Annotated in this window: 12 protein-coding genes, 1 tRNA gene and 1 pseudogene; 8 read left to right on the top strand and 6 right to left on the bottom strand. The window is 66.0% G+C overall.

Annotated features, from left to right (window positions below; genetic code table 11):
- Positions 1-109: 109 nt before the first annotated feature.
- Together ABD115_RS13310 and ABD115_RS13305 are read right to left on the bottom strand one after the other, a co-directional pair.
- Entirely contained in the window at positions 110-547 is a 438-nt protein-coding gene (locus tag ABD115_RS13310) for a carboxymuconolactone decarboxylase family protein (protein WP_343961650.1), read from the bottom strand.
- A gap of 353 nt (positions 548-900) precedes the next feature.
- Positions 901-1425, bottom strand: a complete 525-nt coding sequence (locus tag ABD115_RS13305) for a TetR family transcriptional regulator (RefSeq protein WP_343961648.1) — start codon at positions 1423-1425, stop codon at positions 901-903.
- A gap of 93 nt (positions 1426-1518) precedes the next feature.
- On the opposite strand from ABD115_RS13305, the gene ABD115_RS13300 reads away from it, so the two are divergent.
- Complete coding sequence (locus tag ABD115_RS13300) at positions 1519-2019, top strand: FBP domain-containing protein (protein WP_343961645.1); 501 nt, start codon at positions 1519-1521, stop codon at positions 2017-2019.
- A gap of 425 nt (positions 2020-2444) precedes the next feature.
- Here ABD115_RS13300 and ABD115_RS13295 read toward each other — a convergent pair.
- Positions 2445-2533, bottom strand: a tRNA-Ser gene (locus tag ABD115_RS13295).
- Positions 2534-2628: 95 nt separating this feature from the next.
- On the opposite strand from ABD115_RS13295, the gene radA reads away from it, so the two are divergent.
- Positions 2629-3951, top strand: a complete 1323-nt coding sequence (gene radA, locus ABD115_RS13290; protein ID WP_343961643.1) for a DNA repair protein RadA — start codon at positions 2629-2631, stop codon at positions 3949-3951.
- Positions 3952-4014: 63 nt separating this feature from the next.
- Positions 4015-5535, top strand: coding sequence for a malate:quinone oxidoreductase (locus tag ABD115_RS13285; RefSeq protein ID WP_343961641.1), 1521 nt, complete (start codon positions 4015-4017; stop codon positions 5533-5535).
- A 173-nt stretch (positions 5536-5708) separates the two neighbouring features.
- Here ABD115_RS13285 and ABD115_RS13280 read toward each other — a convergent pair whose 3' ends face one another.
- A complete protein-coding gene (locus ABD115_RS13280) occupies positions 5709-6470 on the bottom strand; it encodes an HAD-IIB family hydrolase (protein ID WP_343961638.1) in 762 nt (253 codons plus the stop codon).
- 84 nt (positions 6471-6554) lie between these two features.
- Between ABD115_RS13280 and argF the strand changes: the two genes are divergently transcribed.
- From argF to ABD115_RS13265, 3 genes are all read left to right on the top strand, one after another.
- Positions 6555-7481 carry an ornithine carbamoyltransferase gene (gene argF, locus ABD115_RS13275; RefSeq protein ID WP_343961636.1) on the top strand — a complete coding sequence of 309 codons (927 nt, stop codon included), beginning with the start codon at positions 6555-6557 and terminating at the stop codon, positions 7479-7481.
- On the top strand, positions 7457-8902 hold the full coding sequence (gene argH, locus ABD115_RS13270; protein ID WP_343961634.1) for an argininosuccinate lyase: 1446 nt from the start codon (positions 7457-7459) through the stop codon (positions 8900-8902). Before argF ends, argH begins: the two co-directional genes overlap by 25 nt.
- A 197-nt stretch (positions 8903-9099) precedes the next feature.
- Positions 9100-9903: a hypothetical protein gene (locus ABD115_RS13265; RefSeq protein WP_343961632.1), complete on the top strand. Its 804-nt coding sequence runs from the start codon at positions 9100-9102 to the stop codon at positions 9901-9903.
- Positions 9904-9921: 18 nt separating this feature from the next.
- Here the strand turns inward: ABD115_RS13265 and ABD115_RS13260 are convergent, their stop codons facing one another.
- Positions 9922-11280: an FtsX-like permease family protein gene (locus ABD115_RS13260; RefSeq protein ID WP_343961629.1), complete on the bottom strand. Its 1359-nt coding sequence runs from the start codon at positions 11278-11280 to the stop codon at positions 9922-9924.
- A complete protein-coding gene (locus ABD115_RS13255) occupies positions 11277-11981 on the bottom strand; it encodes an ABC transporter ATP-binding protein (RefSeq protein ID WP_343961628.1) in 705 nt (234 codons plus the stop codon). The genes ABD115_RS13260 and ABD115_RS13255 overlap by 4 nt, the downstream gene beginning before the upstream one ends.
- 236 nt (positions 11982-12217) lie before the next feature.
- Here ABD115_RS13255 and tyrS point away from each other — a divergent pair, with 236 nt between their 5' ends.
- Together tyrS and ABD115_RS13245 are read left to right on the top strand one after the other, a co-directional pair.
- Positions 12218-13501, top strand: a complete 1284-nt coding sequence (gene tyrS, locus ABD115_RS13250; RefSeq protein ID WP_343962064.1) for a tyrosine--tRNA ligase — start codon at positions 12218-12220, stop codon at positions 13499-13501.
- A 163-nt stretch (positions 13502-13664) separates the two neighbouring features.
- A pseudogene (locus tag ABD115_RS13245) lies at positions 13665-14455 on the top strand (dipeptidase); the annotation flags it as partial.
- Between the last annotated feature and the right edge of the window lie 17 nt (positions 14456-14472).

Genomic DNA, 14472 nt, shown 5'->3' with positions numbered 1-14472 from the left:
CCGTGGCATGAGCGCCCCAATGGGAGGGGTCTCAGAAAACCGTACCATTTCCCTGCGATTCGGGCGCGTCGCTGCCCTGTTGCCGTCAGGGCGTCGTGCGCCCCGCGGTCTAGGGGGCGACGCGGTAGCCGCTGCGAATTGCGACCCTGTTCCACGCGCCCATGACGACGGCGAGCCAGCTCACCGCAGAGCTCTGCTCCTCGCTGAGCGCGCCGGTATCCCAGTCAGTGCGGGGCGGCACGCTGAGCTTCGTGACCTCTTCCGCGAGGCCGAGCGCTGCCGCTTCGAGCGGCGAGAAGTACTGTGACTCCCACCACGCCGCGAGCACGGCGAGCCGGTCGCTGTGCTCGCCGAGCGCGAGCGCGTCGCGGGTGTGCAGTCTGATGCAGAATGCGCAGCCGTTGAGCTGCGACACGCGAATCTTCACGAGCTCAACGAGCTTCGGGTCGAGGCCGGCGGCTGCGGCTGCGTTCTCTGCCGCACCGCTGAACGAGGCGAGCTGCTCGTAGACGGCTGGGTGTTGCTTCGCAAGATTGATCTGCGGCATTGACGGCTCCGTTCGAGACGAGTGCTTATGCGCTCGATCCTCTCACGCCCGGTTGCGAGCGGCCCCCAGGCTTCATCATCGTGATCTCGCCGTCTGTGTGCGCTCGAGTCTCGGTTGATCTGCGGTGGAGGGCGTCGCATCTTCGCTGGAGCTTTGCCGCAGCCTCGCTGCCGCTCGTCGCCTTGCAACTTGCCCAATAAGTAAGACCGCGACGCCGATGATTAGCGCCGTTGCTCCCAGGATGAGCGCGTTTTCGAAATAGCTCGCGTCGCTTATGCAGAGCCCGCCCGTCTGGTTCGAGAGGTCGAAATCATCGAGCGTTGGTGTGGTGCCAAATAGTGCCATATCGTGCGCTAACTGGCGATGAGGGCGCCGAGGTGATCGGCGGAATAGTGCTCTGGCGCGATCCGCTGCATGCCAGCGAGTGCGATGCCAAGCAACACGGTGCGCTCCGCCTCGATCTCCCCAAGGCCCGGTGAAGCTGCGCGCAAAGCATCGGTGAGCTCGCGGACCGTTTCGGCGAACACCGCTCCGAAGTCTGGCGAGCGGAGCGCCTGGGCCCAAGCGCTTACCCACAGCCCCAATTCGGGCGCTTGAGTCGGGTCGACATGGTTGCCGAAAAACTCGTGAAGGGGGTCTTCGCCGCGCTCGTTCACCGCAGCGGTGAACTCCGCGAGACTTTCCGCGACGTACTCGCGCCACGCGCAGGCGACGAGATCTGTGACGCTCGCAAAATGCTGGTGTATCAGGCCGGGGGAGCCCTCGACCGCTGCTGCGACCGAGCGCGCGGAGACGCCCTCGAACCCCGCCGTGCGCATGACCCGAATGGTCGCCTCGATGATCGCCGCGCGGCGCTCGTCCCTCGGCAAATAGGCCATCGATCCTCGTCTCTCACGTGATGCGTGTTAGTCTATCTGAGCAATTTGGACATGCGTACAATTTGAGTGCGAACACCGAAAGGAGAACCCCCTATGAACCCGTATTCCCTCACCACGCTCCGCGGCGCCCTCGGCAACGTCGACGCGGCCACTCGCAAAACCGCCCGCATGCCGCGCCACAGCTTTACCCCGGCTGTCTCCGATCGCGACTACCTCGGTTGGCGCGACCCGAGCGCGCCGCAGCGCGGCTACCTCTTCGTTGAGGGGGAGCTGGGCCCCATCGGGGTGATGATCACGAAGACCCGCAGCAGAAACTCGGTGCAGCGCGCGGTGATGTGCGAGTTCTGCCGGCTCCCGCGCCGGTTTGACCAGGTGGTGTTGTTTACCGCGCCAACCTCGCTGAAGCAGGCCGACCAGTCGACGTTCGGTACATACCTGTGCGTTGATCTCGACTGCAATGCCAGGGTTAACGCAATGAAGCCGGTCACTCCGCTCGACCCGCCGGCCCCCGTGCTCGTGGCCAAGCGGCGGGCAGAACTCGCCCAGCGCGCGCGGGCGTTCATTACCGAGGTGCTTGAGCGCGCTGCGGCGTAAAGGGCTGGCTGTGCTGCCGCGCGTGTATGCGGATGCCCTCGGCTAGTGAATTTCGATAGATTGCATGACCTTGATGGCGGTCTGGGTGTCGGTCTGAGCTAGCCATGCGCGGGCGTCGTCTTCGGAGGAGTTCCTCGCACCCGGGAAGGTCTCGAGAGTTGTCGTGCCGCAAACGACATCGTTCATCCACCGCACGCTGCCTGCGACGTGGAGGCTCGTGCTGACTGAAAGCGTGGGTGTCGCGAAAACCGCCGCGGAGCCTCCGCCCCAGCGGGGAGCAGCCCCAGCCCAGTCCATATTCAAAAGGTGGATTTCGCTCCCGGCGGGGGTGTGAAGCGACCCGTAACCGGGGCGGCTACCTTCGCTGGGTGCAGAAAACCCCCGCGATCTCAATGTTTCCAAGGGATCTAGCGGGGGTTTTCTCGTGGCGGTGACGGTGGGATTTGAACCCACGGTAGGGGTTGCCTACACAACATTTCGAGTGTTGCACCTTCGGCCGCTCGGACACGTCACCGCGGAAAAGCTTACGGGAAAGTGCTCACAGAACCTAATCGGGGTGTCGCGCCCCGGCGCGGCGGAATGTCGGTGGCCCAGGCTACCCTCGAATACATGGCGAAAACGAGCAGCGCATACGTCTGCAGCGAGTGCGGCTGGCAGGCGGCGAAATGGGTGGGGCGCTGCGGCGAATGCCAGCAGTGGGGCACGGTCGAGGTGCGCGGCGTCGCCCGCGCCTCGCTCGCCCGCACGACGAAAGCGACCGCGCCCGAGGCCGGCCGCGAGGCGAAGCCAATCACTCAGCTCGCGGGCGATGCGGTGAAGCACAGGCAGACCGGCATCAACGAACTCGACAGGGTGCTCGGCGGCGGCATTGTTCCCGGGGCCGCGATGCTGTTTTCGGGGGAGCCGGGGGTGGGCAAGTCGACGCTGCTGCTCGACGTCGCGGCGCGCATTGCGGGGCACGGGGCCCGGGTGCTGTACGTGAGTGGCGAAGAATCGACCGGTCAGATTCGCATGCGGGCGGAGCGCACGAACGCGCTCGTTGACACGCTGTACCTCGCCGCCGAGACAGACCTCGCCTCGGTGCTCGGCCACATCGAGATGGTTGACCCCGGCCTCATCATCATCGACTCTGTGCAGACCCTCGCGAGTGACCAGGTCGAGGGCATCGCTGGCGGGCCCTCGCAGGTGCGCGAGGTCGCGGCGGCGCTCATTCGCGTCGCGAAAGACCGCGGGACTCCGGTGATACTTGTGGGGCACGTCACCAAAGACGGCTCTATCGCGGGGCCGCGGCTGCTCGAGCACCTCGTCGACGTCGTGTGCCACTTCGAGGGCGATCGAAACACCGCGCTGCGGTTTCTGCGCACCCTGAAGAACCGCTTCGGCCCCACCGACGAGGTGGGGTGCTTCGAGATGACGGGTGGTGGCATCGCCGAGGTGGCCGACCCGAGCGGCCTGTTCCTCAGCCGCGGCGCCGTGCCGGTGAGCGGCACCTGCGCGACCGTGGCGATGGAGGGGCGGCGGGCGTTGCCCGTCGAGATTCAGGCGCTCGTCGCGACGAGCGCGACCCCAAACCCGCGAAGGGTAACGAGCGGCGTAGACCCCTCGCGCGTCGCAATGATTCTTGCGGTGCTCGAGCGACGCGCGGGTGTGCGCCTGCACGACCAAGATGTGTACGTCTCGACGGTGGGCGGGGTGAAACTCACCGAGCCCGCAGCTGATCTCGCGATCGCCCTCGCGGTAATTTCGGCGGTTGCAGACAGGCCGCTGCCCCTCGAACTCGTCGCGTTCGGTGAAATTTCACTGGCCGGAGAAATTCGGTCGGTGACCTCGGGCACGCAGCGCGTAGCCGAGGCAGAACGCCTTGGGTACACGCGAATCATCGATGCTGGCGTCGAGTCGCTCGCCGAGGCGAGGCGCGCGGCGATCGACTGAAACGGCGCTCCCTGAGCGCCCTCCGACGCGAACCGCCCCGCAACCGAGGTACACTACAAGATCGTGAGCACTAAGACGGTAGATGTCGTACTTATCGGCGGCGGAATAATGAGCGCAACGCTCGGAACCCTCATCAAGCAGGTTCGCCCGGACTGGACCATTGAGGTCTTCGAGTCCCGTAGCGAAGTCGCGACCGAGAGTAGCAACGGGTGGAACAACGCGGGCACCGGCCACGCCGCGCTCTGCGAGCTGAACTACATGCCAGAGGGCAAAGACGGCTCCCTCTCTGCCGATAAGGCGATCAACATCAACGAGCAGTTCCAGCTCTCGCGCGAGTGGTGGTCAACGCTCGTTGAGCGCGGCATTCTTGGCGAGCCGTCGAGCTTCATTAACCCCACCCCGCACATGACGTTCGTGCAGGGCGAAGAGAACGTCGACTACCTCCGTCGCCGCTACGAACTACTGAAGACCGAACCGCTGTTCTCCGACATGGAGTTCAGTGACGACCCGGCCAAGATCGCCGAGTGGGTGCCCCTCGTCATCGATCGCCGCGCCAAGAGCGACGTCGTAGCGGCAACGCGCTCGGAGTCTGGCACCGACGTCGACTTCGGCGCACTCACCCACCAGCTCTTCGACTATCTCAAGGGCGCCGGCGCCAACCTGCATCTCGAAACCGAGGTCCAGAAGCTCAAACGCCAGAGCGACGGCACATGGGATGTGCACGTGCGCAGCCGGCTCGGCTACGGGGCGACGACGACAAACGCAAAGTTTGTGTTCGTCGGAGCGGGCGGCGGGGCGCTGCCACTGCTGCAGTCCTCGGGTATCCCCGAGATCAAGGGCTTCGGCGGGTTCCCCATCAGCGGCAAGTTCTTGAAGACCACGAACCCCGAGATTGTTGAGCAGCACAACGCTAAGGTCTACGGCAAGGCGGCCGTTGGTGCGCCGCCAATGTCGGTGCCGCACCTCGACACCCGCGTTATCGACGGCAAGAAGAGCATCCTCTTCGGGCCGTACGCTGGGTTCAGCCCGAACTTCCTGAAGAAGGGTTCGTGGTGGGATCTGCCTGGCTCGATTCGCGCCCACAACCTCGGGCCGATGGTGAAGGTCGGCCTGACCGAGTTCGGGCTCGAAAAGTACCTCGTCTCTGAGCTCCTCGCGAGCCGCGAAAAGCAGATGGAGACCCTCCGCCAGTACCTGCCGAGCGCCCGCTCGGAAGACTGGGAGATGGTAACCGCAGGCCAGCGCGTTCAGGTGATGAAGAAAGACCCGAAGCTTGGCGGCATTTTGCAGTTCGGCACCGAGGTCATCACGGGGGCCGACGGCTCGATTGCTGGCCTGCTCGGAGCATCGCCTGGGGCATCGACCGCGGTTCACGCCATGCTTGGCGTGCTGCGCACGTGTTTCCCCGACGAGTACACCTCGGAGTGGGAGCAGACGTTCAAGGAGCAGGTTCCAGCCCTTGGCGAAGGCCTCAACGGCCGGCCCGACGCCGCGAAGGCATCGCTTGCGCGCACCACTCGGGTGCTCGGGCTCGCTGCCGACGCGCCGGCAGAGGTCACAGCGGCCGAGGCTGCCACCGCGTAGCACGACTCATGAGTGTGGCCTCACCCGTCGGGTGAGGCCACACGTGTTTCTGGGTCTGCCTGTCTGCGCCCGAACGGCAATCTGCCGTCGATCGCCTCGAACCCCCCCTGGCTGGGGCCTATCTGCTGCAGATAGCAGATTTACCGCAGCCGGCTGGGCGCCAGAGACGGCCACTAGCCAGCCAGCAGCCGCTCGAGAAACTCGGCCGTGTCTTCCCAGCCCGTGACCGCGTGGCAGGTCACGCCCATCGCCTTGACGGGGTAGTCGTTGCCGTCGGGGTCGAGCCGGTCGCCGACAAACAGCATGTCGTCGAGCGAGATCCCGGTGTGCTCCGCGAGCTTCTGCATACCGTAGGCCTTATCGATGCCGCGCCTGGTGATGTCAACTGATGTGGATCCACCGCTGCGCACCTCGAGCTCTGGCAGCCGCGCGGCAACCGCGGCCCGCAGTGTGTTCTTCTTCTCGCCCGTCGGGTCCCACGCGTGCTTCGCGTCGACCGGCGCCCGCTGCCCGAGCGCCGAGAACGTGACCTGCGAGCCGCGATCCTCAAGAATCTCGCCCCAGGGCTCCGCTTCCCACAGCCCGAGCCGCTCGGCCTCTTCGCGCAGCGCCGCAATCGCTCCGTCGCGCTCTTGCGCTGAGAGGTGCTCGCGGTACACCGTGTGCCACGCGCCGGCCTCGCGCCGCTCGTAGCGGGTGCCACAGGTGGGGAGCAGATGGAGACGCTCGAGCGCGGCCTCCGACACCGCCTCAAGACCGTCAAGCTGCGACACCAGCTGCGACTCGAACTGCTCGAAATTGCCGCCGGAGATCACCGCAACCGTCGTGCGGTCGAGCAACCTGGCAAAGACATCGAGCATGCGCTGGGGAACAGGGGACTTCGAAGGGGCGAGCGTATCGTCAAGATCGAACGCGACCAGGCTGGGAAGTGACATGGCCCCGATTCTCCCACAGCGGCCGCCGTTGGCAGCTGTGGCCGTGGTTCTGGGCCGGCCGCGACGGGAGAGTAAGCTGGGCGGGTGACTAGGCATTTTCTGAGAGACGACGACCTGAGCCCATCAGAGCAGCGCGAGGTGCTCGACCTCGCCGCACGAATGAAGCAGGATCGATTCTCGGAGCGACCCCTCGAGGGCCCGCAGTCTGCCGCGATCTTCTTCGACAAGACCTCGACGCGCACCCGCTTCAGCTTCGCCGCGGGCGTCGCCGACCTCGGCGGCAACCCGATCATCGTGAACCCGGGCGAGGCCCAGCTCGGTGCGAAGGAGTCGATCTCTGACACCGCGAAGGTGCTCTCGCGCATGGTGTCGCTCATCGTGTGGCGCACCCACACGCACGCCGGGCTCGAGGAGATGGCCGAGAACGCGACCGTGCCAGTGATCAACTCGCTGTCAGACGACTTCCACCCGTGCCAGATTCTCGCCGACCTGCAGACGATCCGCGAGCAGAAGGGCGAGCTGCAGGGGCTGACTGCTGCCTATCTCGGCGACGCCGCGAACAACATGGGGCACTCGTACCTGCTCGGCTTCGCCACCGCAGGCATGCACATTCGCGTCGCAGGGCCTGCCGGCTTCCACCCCCGTGCCGACATCATCGCCGACGCGGAGAAGATCGCGGCAGAGACCGGTGGCAGCGTCACCGTGCTGACCGACCCGGCCGAGGCCGTTGCGGGCGCCGACGCCGTCATCACCGACACCTGGGTGTCGATGGGGCAGGAGGCCGAGAAGGCCGAGCGCATCGCAACCTTCGGCGCGTACCGCGTGACCCCGGAGCTCATGGCTGGGGCCAAGGGCGACGCGATCTTCCTGCACTGCCTGCCCGCCTACCGCGAGTACGAGGTCGCCCCCGAGGTGATCGACGGGCCGCAGAGCGTCGTCTGGGACGAGGCCGAAAATCGTTTGCACGCGCAGAAGGCGCTGATGGCATGGCTGCTGAAGGAGAGCAAGTGACTGAGACCAATAACCGCGCAGCAGAAGATGGGGCCCTCTGGGGTGGGCGGTTCGCGAGCGGGCCGTCACCGGAGCTCCTGAAGCTCAGCAAGTCGACGCAGTTCGACTGGGTGCTCGCGCAGTACGACATCCGCGGCTCGAAGGCGCACGCGAGCGCGCTCGCAGCGGCTGGCTACCTCTCCGAAACGGAACTCTCAGAGATGCGCGCCGCGCTCGACGAGCTTTCGGCGCGCGTTGCCGACGGTCGCTTCGTCGCGGCAGAGGCCGATGAAGACGTGCACTCGGCGCTCGAGCGCGGACTCATCGAGATCACCGGCGTGCAGCTCGGCGGCAAGCTCCGCGCCGGTCGCAGCCGCAACGACCAGATCGCGACGCTCGTGCGCATGTACCTGCTCGATCACGCAGCCGTCATTGGGCAGCTGCTCGTCGACCTCGCCGGAGCCATTCACGCGCAGGCCGTGGCACACGAGGGCGCAATTCTGCCGGGCCGCACCCACCTGCAGCACGCGCAGCCCGTGCTGCTCGCCCACCAGCTCGCAGCGCACGCCTGGCCGATCGTTCGCGATCTCGAGCGGCTGCGCGACTGGGCGAAGCGCGCGAGTGCCTCGCCATACGGCGGCGGCGCGCTTGCGGGTTCGTCGCTCGGGTTGGATCCGCGACTGGTTGCAGCCGAGCTCGGCCTTGGAGACCCACTCGAGAACTCCATCGATGGCACCGCGGCGCGCGACGTCGTCGCCGAGTTCGCGTTCATCACCGCGCAGATCGGCATCGATCTGTCGCGGCTGAGCGAAGAGATCATCCTGTGGAACACCAAGGAGTTTGGTTTCGTGCGGTTGCACGACGGCTACTCAACGGGGTCGAGCATTATGCCGCAGAAGAAGAACCCAGACATTGCCGAGCTCGCTCGTGGCAAGTCGGGGCGCCTCATCGGCAACCTCACGGGCCTGCTCGCGACGCTCAAGGCGATGCCGCTCGCGTACAACCGCGACCTGCAGGAAGATAAGGAGCCGGTCTTCGACTCGGTAGAGCAGCTCGAGGTGCTGCTGCCGGCGTTCACCGGCATGGTTGCGACGATGCGCTTCGACACCGACCGCATGGCCGAACTCGCGCCGCAGGGCTTCTCGCTCGCGACCGATGTTGCCGAGTGGCTCGTGAAGCAGGGCGTGATCTTCCGTGACGCCCACGAGATCTCTGGCGAACTCGTGCGCTACTGCGAGGAGCGTGGGCTTGAGCTGCACGAGCCGAGCGACGAGGAGCTGCTCAGCGTGTCTGAGCACCTGCTTCCCGGTGTGCGCGACGTGCTCACGATCGAGGGCTCAGTGAACTCGCGAGTGGGAGCCGGTGGGACAGCGCAGGTGCGTGTCACCGAGCAGCTCGCAAAGCTCGCCGAGCGGATCTCGGAGTTCAGCGCGGCGCTGTAAACCCTGGCCCCGAGCGACGCGCGCCCGTTGAGCGGTGCGCAGCCGAAGCCGGCCCGTGAAGCTTTGTTCACAGGTCGGCTTTTGCGTTGAATCAACTCACTTTTCCACAGATCTCGCCAGCGCCTCCCTGTGCGCCAGATTCCGACCTATGTTGGATCACGATGTGCAACAATTGACAATTAATTGGGAGGTGGCTCGTGACTCCATTCGAGCTTTTCAGCACCATAGCCAGCGTCATAGCGATAATCACTGCCGTGCTCTGGGCGACACGGGATATGAAGGTGAGTCTCGGCAAACGCATCGACAGGATGGAGGCGCGGTTTGACAAGATGGACGCGCGCTTCGACGAGTCCGATGTGAGAACTGAGGCGCGCTTTGAATCCTCGGAGCAGCGAGCCGATGCGCGGTTTGACCGTGTGGACGCGCGCCTGGACAGCGTGGACGCGCGCTTGGACAGCATGGACGCGCGGTTTGACGGGATGGATACGCGGTTTGACGGGATGGATACGCGGTTTGACGGGATGGACGCGCGGTTCGACAGCATGGACGCGCGGTTCGGCAGGATGGATGGGCGGTTTGACAGGATGGATGCGCGGTTTGACGGGATGGACAAGCGCTTCGACGAGTCCGATGTGAGAACCGAGGCGCGCTTTGAATCCTCTGAGCAGCGAACCGATGCGCGGTTTGCCGGTGTGGATGGCCGGTTCGACCGCGCGGATGCGCGGTTTGACGGTGTGGATTCGCGCCTCGACGGTATGCAACAGCAGCACGGCAAAATCCATGACAGGCTCGACGTCGGCTTTGAGCGAGTTCACACTCGAGTCGACAACCTCTATGACGGCATGCTTCGGCTTCACGGCGATGTTATCGAGCGGATTGACCTCACGAGAACTGAGCTCAACGACCGAATCAGCGAGGCACTTAGCGGTGCGCGCGACTCGCGGCCACTTCGCTCGGGCGCACCGAACGGCGAGGGCGGTGCCGCGAGGCGCGAGGCGTAGAGCGCGCGGCCTCGCGGCTTACTCGCTCGCGCGCGATCCCGACTCGACCCGGGCAGCGTCGCGGAGCAGTGGCCGCGTTCCGAAGAGGGTGCCAAGCACAATGAGGGTACCGAGCACAATCATCGAAAGCATCGTGATGAGCGACAACGGAGCGAAGATGAGCGCCATACCGAGCACCGGAAGCAGTAGCAAGGCGGCGACCGATGCTGATCCGAGGGAAGCGACCGCGAGCGGCAGCATGGCTGCCTTGCGCCGTGCCCCGTCTTGCACCGCCAGCGGTGTCCCCATGATCGCGAGTGAGCGATGCACGTCGCGCCGGTCGAGGATTTGCGCGGCCTGGTTGACCCCGACGGAGCAGGCAACCATGATGAAGGTGCCGATCACGACAATCGCGAGCCCGGTGCGCATGTCAGCCATGATGAACTGCTCCGGGCCAGTGAGCTCAACGTCTGCGCCTGAGGCTTCGCCCATGAGCGCGATGCCAGAGCCCGCGAACACCGCCATAAAACTCGACATCGCGACGCCCGAGACCTGACGCCAGGCTGCGCGGGGCGACTCGAGCACCAGGCGGGCAGAGATGAGTTCGACGGGGGTCTGCGCCCGCTTCAGCCGGGCCTTGCCAAACAGCGACAGCACCCAGGCCCCGATGAGGTCGATCGCGAGCAGCGCGACTGCAAACGCGACGAGCAGGCCGACGATGACGGCGTACATGCTCGCGTCGCCGCCCAGGTTCGACACCGCTTGTGCCCCGATGATCGCTGCGATAATCGCCGCGACAGCGACGAGCCCCTGCGCCCACGGCATCTTCGGGGCCGACTGCTTCATGGCGACCCCGAGCGGTGAGATGATCACCCTTCGCAGACCGATCATCGCGCTGAGCCCGGCGATGAGTACGACGGTCAGCACGAGCAGTGCTGCCCACCCAAGCGGCAGCGCGGCCTGCGCCGCTCCGATCGCCTCACCGCGGAAGTGAATCATGCCGATGAGCGGGGAGAGTGCGTAGGCCAGGAGCACACCGGTCACGGCACCAACGAACGCGACGGCGGCGGATTCGAACACCGCGAGACCGGCGGTTCCGCGCCCGGTCGCGCCAAGCAGTCTCAGCACCGCGAGCCGGTCATCGCGCCGCCGAGCTGAGAGTTTTGCCGCGGCCGAGCCGAGGGAGAGTAGCGGTGGAATCATGAGCGTGAGGGCGAGGCCAGCGAGGAACCAGTACAGCGGCGCCATCTCGTCGTCGAAAGCCCAGAATGTTTGCGCACCGCCGACCACAATCGCCAGCAACGCGGTGACGCTCGCGAAGGCGACCCCGGGGAGAATGAGCCCGGCGGCGCCTTGCCGGCTCGGGCGTGACAAAAGCGGGAGTACTCGGAAGATCATCGCGCGACTCCATCGGTCTTGGGCGCCTGCGCGGTGTCTGCGACGATCCGCCCGTCAGAGAGCGTGACCACCCGCTGGCAGCGAGCCGCGACGTTCGGGTCGTGGGTGACGACGACGAGCGTGCGACCATTGCCCGAGGTGCTTGACAGCAGCGCGTTCATCACGCCTTGCGAGGTTGCGGAGTCGAGCGCCCCGGTCGGTTCGTCGGCGAAGATCACGCGGGCGCCGGTAACCTGGGCTCGCGCGATGGCGACCCGCTGGGCCTGGCCGCCCGAGAGCTGGCCGATGCGCCGATCCTCCATGCCCGCGAGACCGAGCGCGTGCAGCCACTGCGCGGCAGGGCCGACTGCATCGCGCTTCTTCGCGCCGTTGAGCATGGGAGCGAGTGCGACGTTCTCGACGGCGGTGAGCTCGGGAATCAGCAGCCCCTGCTGAAACACGAAGCCAAACTGTTCGCGCCGAAGCCGGCTCCGCTCGGAGTCGGGGAGCCCGCTGATGGGCTGGCCCGCGAATAGCACCGACCCTGAGTCGGGAGTGAGGATGCCGGCGAGCATATGCAGCAGCGTCGTCTTACCCGAGCCCGAGGCGCCCATGATCGCGGTCGACGTGCCCTCGGCGAGCGAGAGCGAGACGCCGTCGAGTGCACGGGTGCTGCCGTAGTGCTGAGTGAGGCGATCTGCCTGGAGGATCACATTTGTCATGACTTCAACTGTCGCTGGTCGCTCGCGAGCTGGCATCGGTCTCGGGTGCCGCGGCGGTGGTACCCCGGTACCCGCTTCGCCGGGTGCGCGCGGCACCGCGGTGCCGGGGACGAGCGGCGGGGCGAGGGGCGCCCGGCGCACACGGTGGGGCCTGCGCGAACAGCGGGGTGGATCGGGCCACACACAAACGGGGTAAACTGCGAGGCGTGTCTGAATTGAACGAACGCACCGAGCTCATGGCCAGCCAGCGCATCGACGACAGCTTCCCCACTCTGTGGGCGGAGCTTGAGTGGCGCGGGCTGATCCACGTATCGACAGATGCCGAGGCGCTGTCTGAACTGCTTGAGGGCGACCCGTTCACGTACTATTGCGGCTTCGACCCGACGGCGTCGAGCCTGCACCTGGGCCACCTCGTGCAGCTCCTGCTCATGCGCCGACTCCAGCTCAAGGGGCACATGCCGCTCGGGCTTGTCGGGGGTTCGACCGGGCTCATCGGCGACCCGCGCCCCACGAGCGAGCGCACGCTGAACTCGCGCGAGACCGTCTCGCAGTGGGTCGATTCGCTTGGCGAGCAGGTCTCGAAGTACCTGAGCTTCGAGGGCGAGAACGCCGCGCGTCTCGTGAACAACCTCGACTGGACCGCGCCGCTGTCTGCCATCGACTTCCTGCGCGAGATCGGCAAGTACTTCCGCGTCGGCACGATGATCAAGAAGGACATTGTCGCGAAGCGCCTCGACTCCGACGAGGGCATCAGCTACACCGAGTTCAGCTACCAGATCTTGCAGGGGCTCGACTACCTCGAGCTCTACCGGCAGTACGACTGCAAGCTGCAGTCGGGCGGCTCCGATCAGTGGGGCAACCTCACGAGCGGCACCGAGCTGATTCGCAAGGCAGAGGGCGCGAGCGTGCACGCGATCGGCACCCCGCTCATTACGAACGCCGACGGCACGAAGTTTGGCAAGAGCGAGGGCAACGCCATCTGGCTGAACCCCGAGATGTGCTCGCCGTACGCGTTCTACCAGTTCTGGGTGAACCAGGCCGACGCTGACGTGGTGGATCGCCTGAAGGTGTTCACCTTCCTCACCCGCGCAGAGATCGAGGACTACGCGACGCAGGTTGCCGAGGAGCCATTCAAGCGCGCGGCGCAGAAGCGCCTCGCGCTCGAGGTGACGACCCTCGTCCACGGCGCCAAGGCGACGCAGGGCGCGATCGACGCCTCCGCAGCGCTGTTCGGGCAGGGCGAGCTCACCGCTCTCGACGAGCCCTCGCTCGCGGGCGCGGTCGGCGAGCTGCCTCAGGCCGTCGGCGCGGCCGGAGCCTCGATTGCACAGCTGCTGGTCGATACCGGGCTCGTGAAGGGCCTTGGCGAGGCCAGGCGCGCGATTGCTCAGGGCGGCGTCTACGTGAACAACGTGAAGGTAGAGGCAGAAGACGCGACGCTGTCTGACGGAGATCTGCTGCACGGCAAGTTCGCGGTGCTCCGCCGCGGCAAGAAGACGCTCGCGGCGGTGCGGGGCTAGCGCTGCCGGCTCGCTGTCGCAGGCCGGGGTGGATCGCAGATCGTGCGATCCACCCCGGCTTTTTCGTGCGGGCACAGAAACCTCATAGCTCGGGCACCGCGTGTTGTGCGGATCGCGCAAAGCGTGCGGCGCGCGTAATACGGCACTGCTAGCGTCACTCGCTATGACTACTCGACACCGTCGTCGCTGGGTACGGCGCACCATCATCGGCGCGATCCTCGTGATCGCGCTCGCCGCAACCGCGTTCTTCGCGCTCGCCCCCGCGATTGCCGAGAAGAGCATGAACGAGGTGACCGGCGACCCGATCCCGGAGGTCTCGGCAGAGGCGGCCGCCCTGCACTCGAAGCTGCAGGTCGCAGACCTGCACTCAGACACCCTGATGTGGGATCGCTCGTTGAACACCCGTGCAGACCTCGGCCACGTCGATGTGCCGAGGCTGCAAGACGGCAACGTCGCCCTCCAGGTCTTTTCGTCGGTGTCGAAGTCGCCGAAGGGGCAGAACTACGAATCGAACACTGGCGACACCGACAACATCACCCTGCTCTCGTTCGCGCAACTCCAGCCGCCGAAGACCTGGTTCTCGCTGCTCGAGCGCTCGCGCTATCACGCCGCGAAACTGCAGCGCAACGCGGCCGCCTCGGACGGCGCGCTTCGCGTGATTACCACTCGGGCCGAGCTCGAGCAGCTGCTCGTAGACCGATCCGAGGGCGCCCCGGTCATCGGCGCGGTGTTCTCTGTCGAGGGGCTGCAGAACCTCGAGGGCGATCTCGCGAACCTCGACGTGCTGTTTGCCGATGGATGCGCATGGCGGGACTCACGCACTTCTTCGACAACGAGCTCGCCGACTCGATGCACGGCGTCGGCAAGGGCGGGCTGACTGACATGGGCCGGGAGGCCATCGTGAAGATGGAGCAGCTCGGCATCGTCGTCGACATTGCGCACGCGAGCCACCAGAGCGTTGCCGAGGTGCT

This window comes from Leucobacter albus (genome assembly GCF_039528015.1).
Classification (GTDB): domain Bacteria; phylum Actinomycetota; class Actinomycetes; order Actinomycetales; family Microbacteriaceae; genus Leucobacter; species Leucobacter albus.
Note: the sequence above shows the minus strand (reverse complement) of the source record. Positions and strands in the feature narration are given on the sequence as shown.

Coding starts and splice junctions, on each gene's coding strand:
- ABD115_RS13280 (WP_343961638.1), bottom strand. CDS start 6,470: ATGTCACTTCCCAGCCTGGTCGCGTTCGATCTTGACGATACGCTCGCC.
- ABD115_RS13310 (WP_343961650.1), bottom strand. CDS start 547: ATGCCGCAGATCAATCTTGCGAAGCAACACCCAGCCGTCTACGAGCAG.
- argH (WP_343961634.1), top strand. CDS start 7,457: ATGGCTGCTGAAGGAGAGCAAGTGACTGAGACCAATAACCGCGCAGCA.
- ABD115_RS13255 (WP_343961628.1), bottom strand. CDS start 11,981: ATGACAAATGTGATCCTCCAGGCAGATCGCCTCACTCAGCACTACGGC.
- ABD115_RS13260 (WP_343961629.1), bottom strand. CDS start 11,280: ATGATCTTCCGAGTACTCCCGCTTTTGTCACGCCCGAGCCGGCAAGGC.
- tyrS (WP_343962064.1), top strand. CDS start 12,218: ATGGCCAGCCAGCGCATCGACGACAGCTTCCCCACTCTGTGGGCGGAG.
- ABD115_RS13300 (WP_343961645.1), top strand. CDS start 1,519: ATGAACCCGTATTCCCTCACCACGCTCCGCGGCGCCCTCGGCAACGTC.
- ABD115_RS13305 (WP_343961648.1), bottom strand. CDS start 1,425: ATGGCCTATTTGCCGAGGGACGAGCGCCGCGCGGCGATCATCGAGGCG.
- radA (WP_343961643.1), top strand. CDS start 2,629: ATGGCGAAAACGAGCAGCGCATACGTCTGCAGCGAGTGCGGCTGGCAG.